Annotated in this window: 13 protein-coding genes; 3 read left to right on the top strand and 10 right to left on the bottom strand. The window is 50.2% G+C overall.

The window, feature by feature from the left end; translation table 11 throughout:
• Positions 1-89: 89 nt before the first annotated feature.
• Complete coding sequence (locus tag H6F72_RS22445; RefSeq protein WP_242017074.1) at positions 90-794, bottom strand: hypothetical protein; 705 nt, start codon at positions 792-794, stop codon at positions 90-92.
• A 296-nt stretch (positions 795-1,090) separates the two neighbouring features.
• Positions 1,091-1,678 carry a hypothetical protein gene (locus H6F72_RS22440; RefSeq protein ID WP_190441064.1) on the bottom strand — a complete coding sequence of 196 codons (588 nt, stop codon included), beginning with the start codon at positions 1,676-1,678 and terminating at the stop codon, positions 1,091-1,093.
• Positions 1,679-2,409: 731 nt separating this feature from the next.
• Here H6F72_RS22440 and H6F72_RS22435 point away from each other — a divergent pair.
• The 3 genes from H6F72_RS22435 (at position 2,410) to H6F72_RS22425 (ending at position 4,979) form a co-directional block, all read left to right on the top strand.
• Positions 2,410-2,955, top strand: a complete 546-nt coding sequence (locus tag H6F72_RS22435) for a pentapeptide repeat-containing protein (protein ID WP_190441062.1) — start codon at positions 2,410-2,412, stop codon at positions 2,953-2,955.
• An 81-nt stretch (positions 2,956-3,036) separates the two neighbouring features.
• Positions 3,037-4,002, top strand: a complete 966-nt coding sequence (gene pip, locus H6F72_RS22430; RefSeq protein ID WP_199299233.1) for a prolyl aminopeptidase — start codon at positions 3,037-3,039, stop codon at positions 4,000-4,002.
• A gap of 227 nt (positions 4,003-4,229) precedes the next feature.
• Positions 4,230-4,979, top strand: a complete 750-nt coding sequence (locus H6F72_RS22425; protein WP_190441060.1) for a DUF928 domain-containing protein — start codon at positions 4,230-4,232, stop codon at positions 4,977-4,979.
• 240 nt (positions 4,980-5,219) lie between these two features.
• Here the strand turns inward: H6F72_RS22425 and H6F72_RS22420 are convergent, their stop codons facing one another.
• The 8 genes from H6F72_RS22420 to H6F72_RS22385 all read right to left on the bottom strand — a co-directional run bounded on the left by H6F72_RS22420 (position 5,220) and on the right by H6F72_RS22385 (position 23,239).
• Complete coding sequence (locus tag H6F72_RS22420; protein ID WP_304940955.1) at positions 5,220-6,185, bottom strand: glutathione S-transferase family protein; 966 nt, start codon at positions 6,183-6,185, stop codon at positions 5,220-5,222.
• Positions 6,186-6,279: 94 nt separating this feature from the next.
• Positions 6,280-10,557 carry a PAS domain S-box protein gene (locus tag H6F72_RS22415; protein ID WP_190441058.1) on the bottom strand — a complete coding sequence of 1,426 codons (4,278 nt, stop codon included), beginning with the start codon at positions 10,555-10,557 and terminating at the stop codon, positions 6,280-6,282.
• A 233-nt stretch (positions 10,558-10,790) separates the two neighbouring features.
• Positions 10,791-11,396 (bottom strand): pseudouridine synthase, encoded by a 606-nt coding sequence (locus H6F72_RS22410; RefSeq protein ID WP_190441055.1) that lies wholly within the window; start codon positions 11,394-11,396, stop codon positions 10,791-10,793.
• Positions 11,397-11,460: 64 nt separating this feature from the next.
• The gene (locus tag H6F72_RS22405; protein ID WP_190441053.1) at positions 11,461-14,499 is read right to left on the bottom strand and encodes a CHASE2 domain-containing protein; all 3,039 of its coding nucleotides are present in this window, start codon (positions 14,497-14,499) and stop codon (positions 11,461-11,463) included.
• Entirely contained in the window at positions 14,480-15,319 is an 840-nt protein-coding gene (locus tag H6F72_RS22400) for a FecR domain-containing protein (RefSeq protein ID WP_190441050.1), read from the bottom strand. Before H6F72_RS22400 ends, H6F72_RS22405 begins: the two co-directional genes overlap by 20 nt.
• Positions 15,320-15,586: 267 nt before the next feature.
• Complete coding sequence (locus H6F72_RS22395; protein ID WP_190441047.1) at positions 15,587-18,403, bottom strand: hypothetical protein; 2,817 nt, start codon at positions 18,401-18,403, stop codon at positions 15,587-15,589.
• A 40-nt stretch (positions 18,404-18,443) separates the two neighbouring features.
• A complete protein-coding gene (locus H6F72_RS22390) occupies positions 18,444-22,058 on the bottom strand; it encodes a hypothetical protein (protein ID WP_190441042.1) in 3,615 nt (1,204 codons plus the stop codon).
• A gap of 257 nt (positions 22,059-22,315) precedes the next feature.
• Positions 22,316-23,239, bottom strand: coding sequence for a DUF11 domain-containing protein (locus H6F72_RS22385; protein ID WP_199299232.1), 924 nt, complete (start codon positions 23,237-23,239; stop codon positions 22,316-22,318).
• Positions 23,240-23,442: the final 203 nt, after the last annotated feature.

Here is a 23,442-nt window from a genome sequence, read left to right as displayed (position 1 = left end):
ATAGTGATCCAATGTTGGCCATTACTCACCCCAGTTATGCTTCCGTTTCCAGTAGATCTCCTTTCAGCGATCGAAGTGTATGGGTTTTGTCACGTAGCATTTTGAGCCAACTGCTTCAATATTTTTTCAACTTCTCGTGGATTACGAACCCCTAGAAATCCTATCTCTTCAGTTCTTTGATCTCCATCATTGTCTCTCCAGTGCCGAATCATAATAACTACATCACCCGTTCCATCTGCTCTTTCCTTCCGATATACATCTGTTAATTGCTTAGGCAGATAGCTTCTAATAGTAGTAGACCAACCACCCTGAATTGAAATAGCCCGTTGATCCGTAACCAAGTAAACTGTTTTTCGTACTGCTTGCCATGTCCATAGGGGAGTAGACAGTATTCCAAAACCAATCAGAACGAAAGGTATACCGAAAAGAGCAAACAGATACTCAGGTTGTAAACCTGCTTGTAAATCGGGGAGTTTAAACCCCAATGCCCCCCACATCCAAAATATGGCAAAGCTAGTCCAGGGAATACCAAACAAAACACTCACGATTAGAGATGCTGTGATCAATTGAGGCACAGGCTGATCAACCCATCTTATAAATTCTCCGGGCTGAAGCTCGTCATCTATTTTTCTGCGGACTTCTTTTGGTATACGTAAGTTGCTTAGCATAACGGGTTCTTTGCTTGTGATCAATTGAGGCACAGGCTGATCAACCCATCTTATAAATTCTCCGGGCTGAAGCTCGTCATCTATTTTTCTGCGGACTTCTTTTGGTATACGTAAGTTGCTTAGCATAACGGGTTCTTTGCTTGTTAGGAACCTTTGCGAGAAACTAACTTTTTAACTAACGTTCCCGTTTATCCGCTGCTATTAACTTTTAGAACTCGACTACTATCTCTATACAGTTCGTGTGCAACGGAATTGCGATGCAGCGACCTCGTGCCGATGTTACCGATTTTCGTAATACGATCGTAATCTAATCTCACTCATCACACATAAAGAGCGATTGGAATCTAACCTTACTCGACACATACTCTGAGCGATCGCAATTCAACTCATCCATCATCTATCTTTTGGCGATCGCTCTACATTTATGCTCTTAAATACTTCTGAATAAACCAACCCTTCATTGCAGTTCCAGCAGAAACGAGCAGAAACAACGCAGGCATAAGACGAGTACCAGAGAAGATGAATAAAATGCCTGCAAAACCAATTATCCACGATAAAAAACTAATGGCAAACCATCTAAGCTTCAAGTGCTTGGGGTTGAGACTGGCTCTATAGTGATTTCGGATTAAAAAGAATTGAGCTAACCCCAATGGTAGCCCACCTAAAAATGCCAACAACGGTAGGCTAAATATTAAAATAAGTACTCCTTGGCCACCCGTGTCAACACCAAGCAGGAGCAGGCATAGATCGTGCAATAGCATTATGAAGCAGCCAACTGCACTAGTTATAAAGAACCATCGATACGCAAATCGTCGCCCTTGGAACTTCCAGAATAAGATTGCTCCTTGTAGAGCTCCCAGTAAAAGCCAATAAGCCAGATAAACTGCAAGCGATCGCCAAATATCAAAATAGGCTGGATACCAGTCCAATTGATAAAATCGGAGTACGCTTGCTACTAGGCCCAAGCATGCAGGGCTGGCTAAGCCCCAAAAAACTAAAAATCTATTCATTATTAATTTGCATTCTGAATTTCAGGCTGGGAATTTGCACTTAGCATGGTCGCACAATAATCGGCATTAAATGAATAGGCAGAGTTTTTTCATATAAATTTAGGCTCAGTACATAAATCAAAAAACGATTCACGATCGCAACCTCTATGCCAAAGTTTTTATAATGCGATCGCTGCTATCCAATCTCACTCAACACACACTCTAGGCGATCGCTCTTTAAAGTTCTCATCTCTTTCGTTGAGTATTCTTTAGTCTAGGAATAAGGGTCTTTAAAGACCTACTAAATCAACTGAGTCCTTGAACTTTCAGGAGACCAGATCAGAATGGAGAGTCCTGCGAGTCTGCTGAAAACAGAAGTGACGATCGCCTCTGAATTCAGTCGCGATCGCACACTTTTGGACTCAACGCGCTAGCTCAATAAAGCTGATTTTTCAGTGCAGTTGCCTTCTAGATAAAGGGTTAAATTTTTAGCATCTTCCTAGAGATGTAGCTAATCACCTCACATAATGACCCATTTAAGTGTTGGGCGCTACGCTCGCCTAGACCTAAACACGATCAAGGCCCTACAGACAAGGCTGTGTCTTGGGTCTGATTTTTCTGTTGTTCGGTTGTCATAGCGTGGAAGCAATGGCTCAAGCAGTGTGACATCCTGTGGATTAACCACTTGCGGTAGTGCGGATATCTTTTCTAGGATGCTGTTGCCTTTGCTAATGTAGCGAAAGGAGGGAGACATGAGTGCTGAAGAACTGATGCAGAGATATGCAGCGGGAGAAAGAGACTTTAGTGCGATCGCGCTCAGTGAAGCAATACTAGAAGGTGCAGACCTGAGCGGTGTGTTGCTATCTGGAGCATCTTTGGATGGAGCGAATTTACGCCGAGTTAACCTCAGCCATGCCGATCTCAGTGGCGCAGACCTCAACGGCGCAGATTTGACCCAAGCAGACCTGAGCGGTGCAGATTTGAGAGATGCCATTCTTGACGGAGCTACCTTAGAAGGAGCCATTCTAGATGGCGCGAATTTAAGTCAGGCTGATCTAAAAGTTGCCAATATTGTCCAAGCAGACCTCAGCCATGCGCGGCTCAGTCAGGCAAATTTAAGTGGCGCGAATTTAGAGGGAGCCGATTTGAGTGGCGCAGACTTAGCGATTGCCGATCTTCACCAGGCCAACTTGCATCAGGCTGCTTTAGAAGAAGCCAACCTCAGTGGTGCCAATCTGGCAGACACGAATCTAGAAGGCACGATTTTGGAAGGGGGCGACAGCAATTTAGCCACTTAATCGGATGCTTCAGTTGAGGTGGCTTGTTGTCAGAGGGCGATCGCTCGTACGCTAAGGAACGTCCCGCAAGAGCATAGTTTCATGGCCGCTCAAATTCGTGAACTCTATCCCGCGATCGCCCCCTATCGCACCGGAAGTCTACAAGTTTCTGATCTCCATACCCTGTATTTTGAGGAATCTGGGAACCCAGAAGGTAAGCCTGTTGTATTTCTGCATGGCGGGCCAGGGGGCGGCAGTATTGCCCGCTATCGGCAATATTTTGATGCCACACAGTGGCGAATTGTCGTCTTTGATCAACGCGGATGTGGTCGCAGCACACCTCATGCAGACCTGAGAGAGAATACCACCTGGGATCTGGTGAAGGATATCGAAAAACTGCGATCGCATTTAGGCATCGAGCAATGGGTTGTCTTCGGCGGCAGTTGGGGCAGTACGCTCTCCTTAGCTTATAGTCAAACCTATCCAGAACGCTGTCTGGGTCTAATTTTGCGCGGTATCTTTATGCTGCGCCAAAAAGAGTTGCAATGGTTTTACCAAGAGGGAGCCAGCTATATCTTTCCGGATGCTTGGGAAGCTTATCTGCAACCCATTCCCCCCGAAGAACGCCATGACTTGATTGCGGCTTATCATCGGCGCTTAACTAGTCCAGATCTACAGGTGCGTTTAGAGGCAGCTCGTGCCTGGTCGGTGTGGGAGGCAAGCACAAGTAAGCTATATCCCGATCCGGATTTGCAAGCGAGATTTGCGGAGTCTGACTTTGCGGATGCCTTTGCCCGGATTGAATGTCATTACTTTGTGAATCATGGTTTTTTTGAGCCGGAAGACCAACTCCTACAAAATGTTGATCAGATTCGTCATATCCCGGCGGTGATTGTGCAAGGTCGTTATGATGTGGTTTGCCCGATGATCTCAGCTTGGGAATTGCATCAAGCTTGGCCAGAAGCGGAGTTTATTGTCGTGTCGGACGCGGGACACTCAATGATGGAGCCCGGAATTCGTACAGCATTATTAGAAGCCACTGACAAATTTGCTGCTCAACTTTATTAAAGGGTGTCAATTCAAGCAGCAAAAAAGTGAATGCTAGCTCCAAGCGAACTCAACAGCGATCGCTCAAATTTCTTCATCCGGAAAACTTTGTCTTTCTTGGGCAAAAAATCCGGATTCTTCAATTCTCTCTTGTAAAGATTTTGTGAAGCTTTGGAGAAGTGGAAGAGATTTTTTAGGTTGTCCGTCATTTAGATCGCTGCTGTCATGTAGTCATCCGGGAGAGCACTATGTATCGGACAAAATCGTACGCAGCCTACACGGCCCTCTGTGTAGCTCTAATCTCATCCTTCGCACCGTTGGCTCTGCCAATGTCAGCGATCGCCAATTCAGTTAGACCTCCGGTCAAAGACGGTCCAGGAGGTCGCACTTCCGGCGGTTCTCGCCCTGGAGATTGCTTGGGACGCAACTCTATTACGGCTTTGATTCCAGCTGCCCAGACTAAAAGTCTCACCACCGATCGATATCCCACGCTCTTCTTCCACGTTCCGCCGACGACTGCTAAAACGGCTGAATTTGTTTTGCAGAACGAGAACAAGCAACAGGTGTACAGAACTAAATTACGATTGGCTGCACAACCAGGCATTGCCAGCTTTAAGCTGCCAGCGGTTGTCACATCTGGGCTAACCGCAGGTAAAAACTATCGTTGGTTTTTCTCAGTAGTTTGTAATGAAGCGGCACCTGATAAATCAGGCAATCCCTTTGTGATGGGATGGATTAAACATGTGAATCCTAGTCCTGCTCTGGTGCAGCAGTTGCGGCAAGCTAGCCCACGCGATCGCGTTGCTCTGTATAAACAATCGGGGTTCTGGTACGAAGCGTTGAGCACCTTGGCTCAGTTGCGTCGCTCCTATCCTCGAGATGCGGCTTTAGCTGCCGACTGGGCTAATTTATTGGGATCTGCGGGTCTTAATCGTGTGGCTCGCGAACCCTTAGTGCAGTTCTCCACCCTCGAACCCATTGACATCGCTCAGAAGTAGCAGCAAGTTTAGGGGCTAGGTTCCTCGCTTCTAACAACCCGTAGGGACATAGCATTCAGCCATCAAAGTACAACGTTAGTCCTAAATTTTGATCTGAATGCTATGCCCCGTGCAACGTTCATGCCGCCAACTAGCCACGCTCTACCTTGAAAGGTTTAGCATTTGGAGCAAGCTCTTATGTTTTTGGTATCTCCATTTATGCCCCAATGCTAAACCCCTACGGACCTCTGGAACTTCTCCCTAGGAAAAACGAGTGCGATCGTGGGGGGCATCAAAATCAATAATTGGGCCTTTCGGAACGATGCCTGTAGGATTCACTTTGGGATGGCTTTTGTAGTAGTGCAGCTTGATGTGGTCTAGGTAGCAAGTGGGTTTGACTTCTGGATGCTGATAAATATCTTTGAGGTAGTTCCACAGATTGGGATAGTCTACGATTCGACGCAGATTGCATTTGAAATGGCTATAGTAAACAGCATCAAACCGCAGCAGCGTGGTGAACATACAAATATCCGCTTCCGTCAGGCGATCGCCGCAGAGATATCGTTGCTGGCTCAATACTTGCTCCCAATGATCGAGCGCGTCAAACAACTCGGTAACGGCTTCTTCGTAGGCTGACTGTTGAGTGGCAAACCCGGCTCGATACACCCCGTTGTTAATTGGTTGGTAAATAGCATCAATGGTTTGGTCAATTTGCGATCGCAGATCTTCGGGATAGAAGCTTGTCTCTTTTTGGGCGATCGCGCCAAACTCTGTATCCAACATGCGAATGATTTCGCGAGACTCGTTATTGACGATAGCGTTGGTCTGCTTATCCCACAACACAGGCACTGTAACTCGTCCGGTGTAATCGGGTTCTACCTTGAGATAAATCTCGCGCAAATATTTCGTCTGATTCACCGTGTCAGGGATAGAGCCAGGATAATCTGAAAAAAACCAACCTTCTTCTCCCATCACAGGATCAACAGCGGAGAGAGTGATCACAGACTCTAAGCCTTTCAATTGGCGCATAATAGCAGTGCGGTGCGCCCAAGGACAAGCCCAACAAACATAGAGATGATAGCGATCGGGTTCGGCCTTAAATCCACTCGAACCATCGGCGGTAATTTGGTGGCGGAACGTTGTGGAGGGCCGTAAGAAGCGGCCTTGCGTATCTTCTTGCTCCCGCTCTGTCATCCATTGGCCTTTCACCAACATACCCAAACCCATGCTGACCTCCTGCTGCGTCAATTGTAGTGACTCTGGTTCAAGCCACCTCTGCTTCTCCCTCGATTATGAACCACGGCAAAATTTTTGTTGGGTCTTATCTTGAACTGATGTCGTTAGGAGTGAGAGGCAGTTCTACAGTGAAGCAGGTTTGTCTTGCCGCACTCTCTACCTCAATGCTGCCTCCCAAATATTCGGTAAGTTTTTGGACTAAAGCCAGCCCTAAACCTGTTCCGCCTTGCTTCCAGGGATCTGTGCTGGGCACCCGGTAGAACTTCTCAAAAATGTGAGGTAACTCCGCCGCAGGAATTTCGACCCCAAAGTTAGTCACCTTGAGCTGTATCCGCCCCGACGCTGGATGAGCAGAAACGACAATTTCTTCACCGGGTGGGGTGTACTTACAGGCATTGTTCAACAGTTCTGCCAGAATCCGGGTGAGGCTGGAGGAGTGAGAAAGAATGGGGGGTAGACGAGTGGGTAATTCTAGCCGTAAGCGTTGCTCTCGCCCTCGAGCTCGGTCATAAAAGGGTTGGGCGGCTCCCTGAATCCACTCTTGAAGCTGCACAATTTCTAAAGTTAAGGGTTGACTGCCCACCTCCAAGCGCTGCAAATCCAGCAGGTCATTAACTAAGCTAATCTCTCGATTGCACTCATCCTGCAAGACCTGCAAGTAACGAGCGGTTTTACCAGAGGCTGAGTTCAGACAGTTTTCACGATTCAGGCTCAGCTCCAACATCTGAATTGCCATTTTGATGTTGCAAACGGGAGTTCTCAACTCATGAGAAACGGTGCTGAGAAAGTCGTCTTTGAGCCGATTTAGCTTTTCTAGCTCTCGCACTTGCGCCTGAGCTTCTTGATAGAGTCGGGCTTGACGGATGGCGATCGCGCATTGATTCGTCACTTGCTGCACCAAGCGAATCTCTAACTCACTAAAGGCTGCCTCTCTATCTCGGAACAGCCATAGATCCCCGATCGCGCCTTGGTCATCCAAAATGGGGCAAGCCAACATCGATACTCGATCTCGGCAAGGATTCGGTACGATTTCGCAAAATTGAAAATGTTGTCCTTGCAGGAGTTGGCTGTAGAGTTCGGGAAAATCTGTCATTTTTAACACTCGTCCCCAAGATGCAGGGAGCGAGGTGGTGTACTCATAGCAGATCGTGGAGGTTGTATAGTTAGCGTCGTAGAGGGCGGTATCGCAGCAGGCGACTTGCAACACTAGCGCTAGTTCTTGCACCGCAGTTTGCAAGATCTGGCTTTCGTCCAGGCTATCGCGCACCTTATCTGTAATTCGCTTCAGCATGGCCTCAAAGTTGAGCGCTTGCTGCAATTGGGCGGTACGCTCCATCACTTGAGACTCTAGAGCCGAGTTGAGCCGTTGCACTTGCTGGTAGAGTTCCGATTGCTGGATGGCGATCGCCACTTGAGTCGCTAACTCTTCTAGGAAATTTACTTCTTGAGGCAACCACTGCCGAGGCGCAATACAGTGATGAGCAATTAACAAGCCCCACAACTGGTCTCCCTGCATGATGGGCACGACCAAGCTGGCTTTTACTTGCAGAGCCGCCAACATCTGCACATAGCAAGGGTCAACCTCGGCAGCATCTAGATCGGCAATGGCTCTGATTCGAGGATAGGGGGCAGGGCCACTAGGTGGAGTAAAACAGCGATCGTGAATCACCCGACCGAGGATAGGTTGGCAACCCTCTGTGACGGATTCCACACTCACGCATCCACTACCATCCGGGTTAAACCGAAAAATAATGGCTCGGTCGGTCTGGAGAAATTGCCGCACTTCTGCCACGGTCGTATCGAGAATTTCTGCTAGATCCAGTGACTGATGAATGCGTTGGGCAATGAAGCGCATGAGCCGTTCTCGCTCTGTTTGCTTCTGCAAAGCCCGCTCAGCTCGTTTCCGCTCAGTGATGTCCCGTGAGTTGGTAACAATTCCCAAAACTGAGGGATCAGCGAGCAAATTGGTCCCTGTGGATTGGATAAAGCGCCAAGTTTCATCTTTGTGCTGAAAACGAAACTCAATCGAAAGCGAAGGCAATATGCCTGCAACTAAATCTTGAAAGGCTTGTGCTACATGTTCGACATCTTCGGGGTGAATCAGTTCTAGAGCATTCCTGCCCACTAATTCCTGAGGCGAGTGGCCCATAATTCGCTCCACCGCTGGGCTCTGGTAGCGCACCGTGCCATCAGCTTCCAGAATGGCAATGATGTCAGAACTGTTTTGAATCAGCGATCGCCACTTAGCCTCACTCTGAGCTAAGGCTGCTTCTGCTTGTTGGCGCTGAGTAATGTCCCGGAAGCTCCAAACTCGACCGACAATCTGGTTGCCTAAGCGCTGTGGTTTAGAGTAGCGCTCAACTACTCTGCCATCCTGAAATTCAATCAGGTCATTCACTTCCGCTTCAGGTTGCGTTTGTAAGGCTTGGATCTTTTTTAAGAAGACATTGGGGTCTTTCATTTGAGCGGCCAAGAATTGCAAGCGCTCCTCACCCCGCGAAGCAGCCATCAATTCATCTGAAATTCCCCACATTTCCACCAGTTTGCGGTTGGCACACAGCACTTGACAATCTGCGCCAATGGCCATGATCCCGTCGGCAGTAGACTCCAAGGTGGCACGTAGCAACGCCAAGGATTGCTCTAAGGCTGCCCCTGCTTGCTTATAAGCTGTAACATCATGAACAACCACACACAAAAATGACCAGTAGTGGTTGCTGACGACATGGGCACTCACTTCCACTTCAATCAACGAGCCATCCTTGCGACGATATTGGCGCTCCCCGATGAAATACCGCTTCTGAGCCAGAATGTGTTGAATATTTCGCTCAATGTCCGCGCGATCGTGAGCCACCACATCGTAGAGTGTCAAGGTTGATAGCTCCTCAGCGCTATAACCCAATAAGCTTTGGCAAGCAGCGTTGGTTTCTAACAACCGTTTGGTTTCTACATCGACTAAGAAAATTCCTTCTGCTGCTTGCTCAACTACGGCTCGATAGCGGGCTTCGCTCATTTGCAGCGCAATTTCTGCTTGACGCCGCTCAGTAATATCGAGCATGACGCCCCGCAACTTCATAGGCTGAGCATCAGGTACGACCGTGATCATGTCTCGAAACCAGATGACTCGGCCATCCTGAGCAATCATGCGGTATTCCATCGTGTGGTTGCGTCGAGCTTGGGTTTCTCGTTGGCAAGTTGCCATTACCCAAGCGCGATCGTCTGGATGAATGTGATGGAGCCAAAATTGCGAATCGCTCAGCCACTCAGCCAGCGGATAGCCCAAAATTCGCTCAGCTTTAGGGCTGACAAAGGAGAACTGGAGACTCTCGGCCTCGCCTTCCCAGACAATCCCTTCGACTGAGTCCACGAGGTGTTGGTATTGCTGCTGCTGCGAGCGCTGCAATGCCAATTCTGTCTGTCGCCGCTCTGTAATATCCAGGCCAGTACCAACGACGTATTCGACTTTGCCTTCTTTACCTACAATAGCTGTGTTAGACCAAGCAATTAAGCGAGCGGAGCCTGCTTTTGTGATCCAATAGTTTTCATACTCGTTGGGAAATAATCCTGACCGTAATTGGCTAAATGCAGCTTTGACACCTGCAATCTCCTCTGGCAAAAGCAGAACATCCCAGAAAGGAATGCCTTTGACTTCTGCAAACGTGTATCCAGTCATTTGCTCACAGGCACGATTGAAGCGAACGATACGTCCCTGAGGATCTAAAACCACAATTAAGTTAACGACAGTATCAAGCACAGCCGCCACGAAGTTGCGCTCTTGCTGAAGTCCTGCCTCTGCTTGCTTCCACTCAGTAATGTCTTCACACAATAGCCGTACTGTCGTTACGGGTGAATTGCTAGGGCAGCTATCGTTGAGGTTAGTGGTTGGTTCAAGGCTTGGTTGCATAAAAGCGTCTGGTTGCACAAAAGCTTTCACCCATATCACCCTGCCATCCTTACAAACCTGGCGCAATTCCCAGTATTGACACTGAGTCATTTCTGTCTTTGCCCCTGCTTGCAGAGATATGACATTTTGTAAGTACTCATTTAACTTTATTCGGAGGAAATCTCGGTCGTCCGGATGGAACAAAGTAAAAACTGAGTTGCCGATTAGCTCCTGCACGCTGTAACCCAGACATGCTGCTCCCAGCAGGTTCACCGTTGCAATTGTGCCTGTGGCATCTAAATTAAGCTGAATCGAGCTGCTTTGTTGGTAGAACGAACGATATGGCTGCCCTTCCCCGCGAGTCAGGTGTGAACTGGTTGAAAATACCTGATACTTATCACCTAAGTTCGGCGGTGGCAACTCATCTGAAGCGGCGGATTTAGCCAAAAACTGGTACCAACGCGGTTGTTGATTAGAAGTCATTAGGTCAACTAACAGATGAGGTGCAGACTGAATGAGGATGCAAGATTAGGGCGACAGAGCTCACACCAGCCACTCAGTCGGCTAATCAGGTTCACAAGTTGTGGTTGTCAGTCATATCAGTATGCCGAAATCCCGGAACAGCAAGTCCAAGACCTGAGTTTTTATAAAACAGTTTAACGATATTTTCACGGATACCCTATTGTATCTATTCAACTGCCGACCTTGGTTTGCAGTTAATTAAGTTTTGATCGAGGAAAGCAAAGCTGTTGTAAGCTCGCTTGCTCTGGTGGAGTCAGATCCCGCCATTGGCCTGGCTCTAGCCCTACTAATTGGAGATGGGCGATCGCGACTCGTACTAAGCGTAAAGTTGGATATCCAACAGCAGCAGTCATGCGCCGCACTTGGCGATTTTTTCCCTCGGTTAAAGTGATTTCCAACCAAGCGGTTGGCACATTTTTACGAAACCGAATGGGTGGCTCGCGAGGCGGCAAAGTAGGTTCTGTAGGTAGCAATTGCACCTGAGCCGGACGTGTACGATAGCCTTGAATCACGACACCTTGGCGCAACTGGGCCAGAGCCGCTGCATCGGGAACTCGCTCTACCTGTACCCAGTAAGTCCGGGGGTGCTGAAACTGTGGATCGCTTAAGCGGTGCTGGAGTTGACCGTGGTTGGTGAGTAACAACAAGCCCTCGCTGTCTCGATCCAATCGGCCTACCGGATAAATCTCTGGCACTGGAATGTAATCTTTTAGCGTTGACCGAGGCGCTACAGAGCTATTGTCTGTAAATTGCGTTAATACGTCGTACGGCTTGTAGAACAGAAGGTAGCGATAAGGCACGAAAATTAAGCCCAAAACCCAGACCAACTATTGTGCCTGATCATGTACCCGATCATTTGCCTGCTCAGGCTCGCACTTGTTGCCGTTCTGCTTGCAAAGCTACTTCTACTTTCTGGTATTCTGCCTCCAACTGCGCCAACCATTCATTCTGAATCGCGATCGCTACCTCTGGATTCAGAGATTCTATGGTTTGGCAAATCTGACAGAGCGTGATGGCACCTAAAGTAGTGCTGGTGATTTTGAGGGTGTGGAGGGCATGCTTAAAGGCTGTGGTGTCTTGGATAGTCCAGGCGGAGGCGATCGCTTGCAAGAGTTTTGGAGTATCTTCCAAGTAAGTGTCGATCACCTCTTGCAACAAGGCTTCTGCTTCTTCTCCGCCCAATTCGCGGAGTTCCTCTAGGGCTTTTGGGTCGATCACGACTGTAGATTCTACGGTTGACTCATGTGTTTCTAAGCCTGCCTGAGGTGGACAGCGGAGTAACGCCTGAATTAATTCTTCGGTCCGAATCGGTTTAGTGATATAGTCGTCCATTCCTGCCCGGAGACAGGCTTCGCGATCGCCCTGCATAGCATTAGCGGTCATGGCGACTAGTCGCGGTCGCTGGCTCGGTGACCATAATCGACAGATATGCCGAGTCGCCATCAAACCATCCATTTCGGGCATTTGCACATCCATCAGCACGACATCATAGGTTTGACGATGCAGCGCGTCTAGCACTTCCAAGCCATTGCCAGCGACATCGGCGCGGTAACCCATTTTTTCGAGCAGACGTAAGGCTACTTTCTGGTTAACTACATTGTCCTCAGCCAGTAGGAGGCGGAGGGGATGGCGATCGCCTAAGCCTCGATCAAAAGTAGGAGTTGGCTGAGTACCGCTAATCGGAATCGGTTGGGCTCCCATCACTTGCAAAAGCGCATTGTAAAGCTGTGTTTGTTTTACTGGCTTTGTTAAAAAGGCAGCAAACTTGGCAGCGATCGTCTGAGCATTACCTTCTGGGCGACCCAAAGATGTAAGCATCACCAACGGTAAGTATTGGCATCCGGGTAGCTTGCGAATTTCTCCTGCCAACGTGACCCCATCCATCTCTGGCATCTGCATATCTAGAATGACTAGATCAAATACTTCTTGCCGTAGGCGATCGAGCGTGGCCGCTCCAGACTCAACTGTCTCAGGCAACATCTCCCAAGACTGCGCTTGCAAGGACAAAATCTGGCGATTGGTCGCGTTGTCATCCACAATCAGCAATCGCTTGCCAGCCAACTGATCTGGAGCGGATGCCACTTGGCTGGGAACTAGCTCTGGTACGGCTTGGGCTAAAAAGGTGAAATAGAATGTTGAACCTTGATTTAACTGAGTTTCTACCCACATGCGCCCCCCCATCATCTGGGTGAGCCGTTGACTGATCACGAGACCTAGCCCAGTTCCACCATATTGGCGCGTGGTAGAAGAGTCCGCTTGGCTGAAGGATTTAAACAAACGATCGAGGCGATCGGGTGGAATACCAATGCCTGTATCTTTGACCGCAAAGCAGATCTCATATTTTTTGCTGCTGTCTTTTGGTGTCTGTCGCCGATCAATCCGCTGCAATCGTGAATGGGTGGCTACCCCCGCCTTAACTGAAACCACGACTTCTCCAGCGTGAGTAAACTTGACTGCGTTACTCAGCAAATTAACCAAGATCTGCCGAATACGGGTGATGTCGCCGACCAAGTACTGAGGCACTTCTGGATCAATCCAGTACGCTAGCTCTAAATTTTTCTCCGAAGCTCTGGCAGCAAGCAGATCCAGGCACTCTTCAATGCAGGTGCGTAGTTGGAATGGTTGCTCCTCTAGCTCTAACTTGCCTGACTCAATCTTAGAGAAGTCCAGAATGTCATTAATAATGGTCAGGAGGGCGTCGCCACTGCTGCGGATCGTTTCCACAAAGTCCCGCTGTTGCTCGGTCAATGGTGTATCCAGCAACAACCCTGTCATCCCAATCACGGCATTCATTGGTGTCCGAATTTCGTGGCTCATCGTTGCCAGAAACTCACTTCTTGCTTTTAGCAAGGAGTTAACCCTGAGGCGATCGTGCAGAACGACAGCTCCTGTGGTTACCGTAGCTAGGACCAAAGGAGCTGCCACTGGCACCCAGTAACCTGCTTCAAACAGTAGCAGGCTGACCATACCCCAGCTCAAACAAGCACCGATCCAGATGCCAATTTGCTGACTGGTATTCCCACGACTCAGGATCCAACTGAGGCCAGGTCCAGCAACTAGTAACAACCAACTCCAGCCTTGAGCCGGACGGTATAGCCAATTTTGCTGCAACAGATTACTGACCACAGCAGCATGGAGATGAACACCACTAGCAGAGGGATTGCGATTGAAGGGAGTAGGCAGGGGATCAAAGCCGATCGCAGTCATGCCGACTAAGACAATTTTGCCCTGGAAAGCCGTGTCAGGCACTTGTCCCGCTAAGACGGCTGCATAGGAGTAGTGCTTGAGGCCACGCACTGAACCAGGCCAATTGACCCAAAGTGGTTGGTCTAAAGGTGGGAGGCGGACAGGTTCCTGAACTAAGGAATATACTTGCACCGTCGCTAAACCCAGAGCTAGCACTCCTCTGACTTGGGGTTTAATACTGCGAGTGACACCGTCGGCATCTTCTTGTTTGAGTACATGGCCGACATCAAGTGCAGCAGTCTTTAAGGGGGGACTAATATGCAAGAGAGCGCCAAGATAGTCCCATCCTTGGGCTAACAGAACTTGGCCTTGTTCCTGCATTGCGGCTGCTAATTGGGCATCTTGCGGGCTGGGTTCTGACAAAACCACATCAAAGGCGATCGCGCTGGGTTCGGCTTTCGTTAATCGCTGCAATAACTGCGTGTGGTACTGGCGAGGCCAAGGAAAGAGACCAAATTTTTTGATACTAGGTTCATCGATCGCGACGATGACCACGCGCTCATCCCAGGCTTGGTCCCCCCGCAAGCGAAATAACAACCGATAGGATAATTGCTCTAAAGGCTGCCAAGCTCCTACTTCTAGTAGACCAACCACAAGGAGAGCAGTGATGCCACCAGGTAACAGTCGCAACCCCCATTCACGGAACTGCCAATTCATAAATTTGCTGTTTCCCCAAGGGAGTTCTGACTACGGCCCGAATCCGGCGCTCTCGCGGCAGTGCAACTCTGACATCAAACTGACCTTCGCGATCGAGGCTCAGGGGTTGATCATTCACTAATACCAGATTAACAACATCCACCTGACCAGCAATTTGAGCTTGGTTGTTGCCAACGGCCTCTAGAACTTGGAGTTGCAACCGCGTGTCTTCCCGTAAGGGCGTTGGGGGTAAGGGGGCTTCTCCAGGGATGACTAAACTTTGAAACCCAGCTTGGATCGGCACGCTGGCTCCTTGAGCGATCGCAGCCACTTTACCTTCCAAGGTGGCAACCCCAGTTTTACCGTCTGGTTGCACACTCACCCCGAACTCAGTGCCACGGACTGCGCTTAAACCAGCGGGGGAGAGGATTTCTAGGCGGGACGCTGGATTGGTAAACTTTCTCACTTGGAGGCGGGCTTGTCCTCCGGTCACTTGCAGCTTGGTGACTTGGCCGCCAGTCGCTAGCCGCTCTAGCTGTAGTACGCGGATGTTTGTATTTTCTGCAACTTTAATGAAACCAATGCCAGTATCTACGGCTAAAACTGCACTAGACTTCGCGCCCGTTTGAATGCCCTCTCCTACGGCTTGAATGCGACTGCCATTGCGAGCGGGTTGAGATTTTTGGCCTTGGTAGAGGCTGACTGTCCCTTGAATCTGCCGCACCTCCAACCAACGATTCACCCGCACCTTTAAGGATTGGGCGATCGCCAAGTCAGCAATGGTCAGCAGGCTAATTCCTAATACGAATAGGAGAAGTAATTGCACCCAAGTCCGTTTCAAAGCCCGTTCCTCAGTGTTCAGCTTATTGACGTGATTGACGACATAGACACAAGCAATGGTCCCACAAGCTGTTTAGGTTAGTAATACGCTCAGGCTGGTGTAGCTCAATCTCGCGAGTGCAGAAGTGAGGACTAACCATCTTTTAATCATGCCCAGTCGTTACCGTACGGTTACATTTAAGCTGTTATATTCTTTACTTAATCTGTAAAGAAATACATACATCAAGCGTTTGGATTAGATGTTTTAGTTGGGCGATCGCTACCTAACCTAATCAATCCTGACGCGGAAGCGCACAAAGCCAAAGTTTTGGCCAGGAGTATTAGAAATTTCTCCTAAGTTGACAATGACAGAGCCGTTGGCATTGGCCTGGGCATTAGTCGGGCAAGCATTGCCATTGGGTAAAGGCGCTAAAGGCGTAAAGAAATTTCCCTCATCGGTGTCAGCACTATTCGTCAGCGATTTCTCGGCGCTGGCTCGGTTCAGCTGTAACCCACTACCTGTACCAAAGCGATCGCGGGCAAAGGTGGTTCTAGTAGGAATGGGATCGCAGAGGCTGGCAGCGGTTGCAGGAGCTGTGCCATCAGACAGGAAGTAAAGCGTATATTCAACTGAATCTCCACTACGTAAAGACAGCGAAGTTGGTAGATTGACCTCGCCAACCGGAGACAGTTGAGTCCAGCCAGGAGCCGTATCGGTGGTATCAGCAGGATCATCCACAAAGCGATCGAACGTTTGAGTTCTGCCTCCTTGTTCTACGGCTGTAATTCGTTTGAGTAAGCGCAGTTGGGGCTCTCCTACAGGAAGTGGTTCTGGCTGAACGGGAGTCGGTTGGTCTTCATCGGGATTAGTATCGCCGTTGGGGTCAGGGTTGGTACCATTGGTCGATTCATCCGTGATTAGCGTTCCTCCTGGGCTAGTACCACTACCTGTGACCGTATTGCTAAAGGGGCCAGGCTGACCATTCGTTGTCACCTGAACGCTAAAGGTAACCGTGGCAGTTTGTCCCACCGCTAAATTAGTAGTGCCCGCTAAAAGATTGGAGTCACTGTTGCCGTTAAAAGCAGAGTTAACCGCTAGAGTGGGGCTGGTGGGAGCCGCAGCAATGGTGAAGGTAGTGGGAGGCCCAAACGTGCTGGTGAGGTTTTCGACGAGTTGCAGATTATTGATGGGGACATTGCCCAGGTTGCTGACGGTGACGGTGTAAGGCACAGTAAACACGCCGTTACCGCTGTTAACCACTGCGCCTGCTTGTTTCGCAACACCAAGCTTGGGAGTTTCGCCAAGGCTAACCACAGTTGGTTGTCTTTCCTCGGGGATGGTATCACTATTGGGGTCAGGATTTGTGCCATTGGTGGATTCATCTTGAGCTGGTATCCCTCCTGGCCCAGTACCGGTGCCTACAACTGTGTTGTTGAAAGGACCTAGCTGACCATTCGCTGTAACCTGAACACTAAAAGTCACGGTAGCACTCTGCCCAACTGCCAAAGTTTGATTGGCAGCTAAGAGATTGGAGTCACTGTTGCCGTTAAAAGCAGGGTTGACTGCCAAGGTAGAACTCGTTGGGGCAGCGGCAACCGTGAAAGTGCTAGGAGGTCCAAATGTTTCCGTCAGGTTCTCGGCTAATTGCAGGCTATTGATTGGTACATTGCCCAGGTTACTGACTGTGACGGTATAGGGAACGGTGAAAACCCCATTGCCATTGTCAACTACTGTCCCTGCTTGCTTAGCAACGCCAAGCTTTGGTGCGGCAACAAGAGTCACTGGAGTTGGGTCATTTTCTCCGGGCTCATTTGGGATACCATTGCCATTCGGGTCAGGGTTGGTGCCTGCATCAGACGTATCTTGCACAGTGGTGTTGCCTGCATTCCCAGTGGCGATCGCGCTGTTGTTGAAAGGACCCAATCCTTGGGGACCCGCTCCGGGCGTAATGGTGACGTTGAAGGTAATGGTAGCGGTGTCACCTGGTTGCCCGGTTGCGGCTAGCGTATTGCCAGGCGCGAGGATATTGCGATCGCTACTGCCATTAAAGTTGGGGTTGACGCTTAATGTTGGGCTTTGGGCTCCAGAAACGACAAAGCCAGCCGCGTTGGCAAAAGTTGTAGCTAGGTCGTCTGTAACTTGCAAATTGGTGATAGCATCGGTTCCATAGTTACGGACGGTGAGGCTGTAGGGCACGGTAAAAGTGCCATCGGGATTGCTAACCGCTGTGCCCGCTGCTTTGGCTATGCCGATGTTCGGAAGGCACTGTCGCAGCCCGATCGCGGTATGACCGAAATCATCCCCATTCACGGTATTGGCACGATCGACGATCGCCAAAGTGATGCTGGTATCCGTCGGCAGCGTCGTAAACGAGAATTGCACAGGTAGCCATTCACCCCCTAACCCATTGGGCACGCTGCGAGGCACAGAAATTTGCGGACCCAGGTCAGAGGCAGTGATCCCCCGTTTAATCTGTAATTGAATTTGTGGATTAGCTGCTTCGGCGTTAGCGGTAGCGCTCAGTAGATTATCAAAGTAGGCAATAAAGTTATAGGTCGTGTTGGGAGTAACCGTTACTGTTTGCTGCCAAATAGTCGGATTTATGAATTGTCCCCGTCCCGGTGTACGTTCGATACGGTTTCCCTGTAAATCTTCGTTGGGATTGGAATAAAGAAATGTGTTGGATGGTGGTGCACCATTCTCAGGGTCGCCTGGAAAAACCGGAGTTGCTTGCCTACTGACTACAACGCCATTGGCATAGATAACTGGCCCAGTCTGAATGGAGATGCCGCCTAGGGGCCCCCTTGGTCCCAAAGGACCATTCACTCCTCGGTCGTCGGGATAAACCGCATCGCCTCGATAGGGCAAATCACTCCTAAAGCCTGCGGCGGGGTTAATGTTTGGCTCAGAGCCCCCGCCTAGGATGTTGTAGTTACCATTAAAAACTAAGTTGTCAGAACTCAGAATGGTACCGGCTGGACATTTGGATCCAAGGGAAGTTGCTTGGGCGGAAGCTTTTTCTGTAAAGGGTTCGAGGCTAGCTACAACGAAGGGAATGACGAGGGCTACGCGAGTTAGGCGACGCAGTGCGGGTACGGCAGACATAGCTAAATTAATTCACTCCTCTGACTGGTTGCTAGCGGTGCTATGGGTTGGTGTTTGGCATGGGCGCAACGGGAGCCAAGGCCGTCGGGTTCACTTGGGATTCCTGCTGCTGACGGGGAGTAGTTTTTTGCAGACCAAAGCCATCAAACAGTTCATTTAGTTTTAGGTTTAAGCCCAAGTACAGGCCACCGCGAGAACGAGCGCCGTTGAAGTCGCGATCATCTATATCACCGAAACTATACCCAGCGGCCAGTCGTAGATTTGGGGTGAGATAGTAGCCCGCTTCCACCACCCAACCCAGTTCGCTGTAGTCGGTGGCAGGCTGAGTGAGCCAACGGACTTCTCCAACTACATCCATGCGATAGCCCAAGCGGTAAGTGGTGCGTAATTGCGCCAAAGAAATGGTGTTGGTGTTGGATAAGTCTTGGGCGCGGTAGGAGGTGCTGTTTCGTAGCGCGTACTTACCGTAGAACTCCCAGCGCCAATCGGGAGCGTAAATGGCTTCTGCGGCAAATAAGTGATCAGTGGCGTCATCATCGCGTCGCCCAAACAGAAAGGTTTCTGGGGAAGTAGCAGGGTTAAGGCGGTACTCATAGCGCAGCAGAGCATTAAAGCGATCGCTTCGAGGATCGCGGTAGGCCAGACCCAGCTTGAGATTGGCTGTATCTCCCAAAACTGCTAAAAGTTGGTTGGAAGCGCTGGCTTGTTGGTAACGCGCTAATGCCGTAAGGGCAGGGGAAACTTTCCCAGCGGCAGCGGCGGAAATCACCGTATTGCTTCCCGCTGACGAGGTGCGATGCTCAAAGCGGGCGCTGGCTTTGAGATTGGGGTTGTCGGTGTATTCCAGACCTACACCATAACTATCGCCAGAGAGCAACCCTAATGCCGCAGCCCCTTGCCCTGTAGCAAAGGGTTGGGCAAAGCGTTCTCCGGCGGCAGTACGTCCAAATAAGTTGCTAAAGATATGCTCATAGCTCAAGTTCAGACGCAAGCCAGGAGCGATCGCCCAGCGGTGATTCAATCCAACTGCCCCTTGTCCAGTAAAACCATTGAAGCCGCTTAAAACCGAATAGCGTCCAGTGATGCTGGTGTTTTCTGAGAAGTAATGCTCCAGAATCGTATCGAGACTGGTAATGGAAGTGTCTCCCAACAAGCCACCGGAGGAGAATTGATGCGCTAAGCGAACTGTCACACCCGGATAAGCCGCCCAATCTAAGCCGAAGGTGGTGCGATCGGGATAAAGGGGGTCAATGTCGCCTAGATTCAGTTCATTTTGGGCTTTGAAAGTTAAGCTTTCCGTTAAGGGCAGACCGAAGCGAGAGACCAGTTGGCTAGCGTCACCCTCAAAGAGTTCGGGGGTAGCTCGGTCTTCGCGATCGCGGTTCAGCCATTCCAGGCTTACATCTGCGGAGCCGAGCTTTTGCTGAATGCCTGCACTGAAGGTAGTTAAGGTATTGTTGACCGCGCTCCCTGGAATCGGCTCAGGTGCAGGGTTAAACAAATCTGGAATGGTGGTGCGTACCAGTGGCGCAATCCCGTAGTTGGTTTCGCGATCGAACAAGAAGCTGAGCTTTGTGGTGTCGCTCAGGGCTGTGGCTAATGCCGCACCGTAGCGGGTTTGTCCCGGCGTGAAACTCACCGTGGCGTTGTTATTGAAGCCTTCATCCACCGAGCGATAGTAAGCTTGGCCTGCGATCGCGGAGGTGATCTTGCCGGAAAGTTCTAGGCGATAGGCCGATCCTGTGAGGTTGCCGCGAAATAGCGAGTCATAATTAGAGCGCGCCACCTCACCCACCAGTTGCCCATCAGTGCCGAGGGGAAAGAAGAAATCCAGGCCGTACAGTTCAAAGTCTTGTGCCCCTTGGTCTTCGCGTAGATAGCTAAACCCTGTCCAACTTTCGCGATCGAACTCTCGTGAGAAGTTGTACTGGAGTCGTCCGGCGTAGAGATTGGTATCGCCGTCGCCAGCGGTTTCGTGCTGGTAGGTGACGACAATGCGACGAACTAAGCTTTGGCCTAGAGGGTTCAGCTCCACCGCCAGAATCGGACGACGGAATATCAAAGAGCCGCGATCGTAGTCAATTTCGTAATCAGGGCCGCGATTTAGAGATTTGCGTTCTAGGACGGTGCCCGGACGATTAATTTCTTCGGTTTCGAGAAAAACGTTTTCGCTGCCAGGGATGACTAAGCGCCGAGACAAGAAGTAGTAACCACTGGTCCCATCTGGCACCAAAGTATCTCGCTGAAACCCTTGGATGTTGTTGCCATACAACAGCGTGGCTTGCAGATTGCCCAGGTTGTAGTTGCCCTTAAAGCCATGTAACTGCCGATTCGTCGCCGTGAACAACTGCGAAGTTCGAGCAAACTCTAGGGTGTTGTAATCGCCCCACATGCCGTAGTCTGGCTCTGCTCCTGCCACGGGAGACGTGCGCTCAAAGCGGAGATACACACTATCGGTAGAAGGCGTGAGATAAGTCGAGGTAGAACTGTCGCCGTAAACTGGATAGTTCTGCTCACAAAACTGGATATCTCGGAAGAGTCGATTAGTGCCATCGCAAGTTTCGTTCAGCGATCGCTGGCTGTTATAGGCTCCAGTAAACAACCACTCCCCGACTGCACCAATGCCAAACACCGCCGCATTCACATCAACGCGAGTGTCATCATCCAGCAGTTCTGGGTCTAAAAAGTCGCGAAAACTGTCATAAAAGTCGGTGCCCCCTGGCCCAATTCGCAGATTGACCGAACCCGTGACCAAGGAGGGACGTAGGTTCGTAATGAACTCAACCTGGGTATAGGCTTCGAGTTCTTCTGGTTGCCAAGTAGAAGTGACAAGTCCTCCAGTCGGTTGCAGTAAAGCTTCGGTCTCTGGCGATCGCTCCGACTCGTCTTTTAGGTCTACAGCCGCTCGAACTCTTACTTTCTGGGCTTCTAGCGTTGATTGCAGTTGAGCGGTGAACTGCCCTTGCTGCACCACAACCTGAAAACCAGGGCGATCGCGGTCTTGATCGGCTCCGACAAACTGACCTGCGCTAGCCGTGAGCGTGGCGATCGCGTTGATCGGAAGTAATTCGCCTTGCTCATTTAAGAGGCGACCTTGCAGCGTCACGATAGAACGACCATCAGCAATCACACGAGGGTCATCAACCGAAGCGATTTCTAGGCGAATCGCGCTGGTTTTGTCAGAGCTAACTGCTGGCAGAGTGGGGACCGTAGCGTCAGGGGAGCTGCTGGCTGGACTCGTTGGGCCACTACTAGCTGGGTTTTCTGATGCCTCAGGACTTTGAGATTCTGGGGAATTTTCAGTCGTCTGCGCGGTGAGTGGCGGCAACTCCCCGCTAGGTACAGGAGCAATCAAAGTTGAGGGCTTAGCGTCACCGATGTTTGAGCTAGGTTCGCTTTGAAACTCTGCTAGTTCAGAAGAATTCGCGATCGCAAAACCAGTTTTGTCCGGATCAAACTGGATCGAGTCTGTAGAGATAAATGAAACTCCAGCAGGCTGCCCTGGAGGCTCTGGTAGCTGTAAGGATTGAGATTGTATTGAGGGCTGAAGCACCTCAGTGCCGTGCACAGGAGCCGTAATGCCCAGCGCTCCTACAGCAGTGGTCAATAAACTTAGACGAATGATCGCCTTGCTCGAAAGAGCTGTCCCTCTCATATATTTGGTCCGCCAATAGTAGAGCGAATCGCTAAAAATGCTGCTCCTAAAACCCAGAGCCGAGCATGAAATGAAGGAACACCCGATGGCAATCAGCAAAAACAGTTAAGCAGTCTAGCTAAGACAGCGCTCCTGTTCCAGTACATCCACTGAGAGATGCAGCAAGGGCAATAGACTATCAGTCTCTGTGTACTGCTGTCAAACCTTGTAAGGGTTTGCTCCGCAACTGGGCTGCGAAAGATTTAGGCAAAACTTGGCTACCGAGTGGATTGTTCGCCAAAGGCTGGAGTGACTGCAAAATTCATGCGAGCTAAGCCACCGGGTGACAAGCGAACCAGCCGAGATTGGCTATTGGCCTCAATTCGGTAAAGATTGGGCGCGAGCGTATAGCCTGGTAAGCTGCTCAAATCAATGGCTCCGGTGCGGTTGCCAGCGATCACATTAGCTACTGAAAATAAGCCATTTGGGTCGGTGACAATACGATTGCCATCATCCATAAAGACGACCGCATTGGGAACTCCCGGTTCTCCAGGTTGCTGTTCGCCGTCAAAGTTTTTGTCCACGAAGACTCGTCCCAGAATCGTGCCGCAATCGGACAGGATACCAGGGCGAATCCTGACCAGGAAACTGGCAGTGTTGCTCCGGATCTCACGGGTACCCGTGTTGCCGATCGCGGAAGCTAGGTTGCGACCACTGCCCCGAATTGCGTCAGGGGTCAAGACCACTGAGTAGGTGAGGTTAAGAGTTTGCTGGGGCGCGAGACCATTGGGAACGGCGATCGCGATGGTGCGATTGTTAGTAGTTGGTTCTGGCAGAGCGACTGGGGTCGAAGTTGTGCCGCTGCCCACTGTGCCTTGCAGAGACTTACCTACGAATTGCATACCCAATGGCAACACGTCTTGCACAACTAAATTGTTAACAGCGGCTGTACCTGTATTGCGAACTAGCAATCGGTAGGTGACAGTATCTCCGGGTTCGGCGGCAGAGCGATCGCCTGTTTTCACTACTTCCAAATCTGCGACATCCGTTACAGCGGTGAACGTCGTGGGATTGGACGGCACCGTTCTAGGCGTGTCGCTATTGGGTGCTCTGAAGATGACAGAACCTGTGTTAGATATTTGTAGCGTTTCCTGAGTCACGCCTGGTAGAACCTGAAGTAGCGCTACTCCGGGTAGAAGCATGGTCAAAAGCCAATGCCTGTGTTGCCACAGCGGTATCAACCCTTTCATTCGATTTGTTCTAACTCGTAGATGTTGAAGTGATTTCCCTAGCAGAGTCCCTGATGGCGGGAAGGCGATCGCTACAAATCTCCTCAACCTACCGCAAGATCACAGTAGGTGCAAGCTAGCGCCTCTCTGAGGTCACACTTACCTCAAACCGCTCG

The sequence above is a fragment of the Trichocoleus sp. FACHB-46 genome, from assembly GCF_014695385.1.
Classification (GTDB): Bacteria; Cyanobacteriota; Cyanobacteriia; order FACHB-46; family FACHB-46; genus Trichocoleus.
This window is presented reverse-complemented; position numbering and strand designations above follow the sequence as displayed.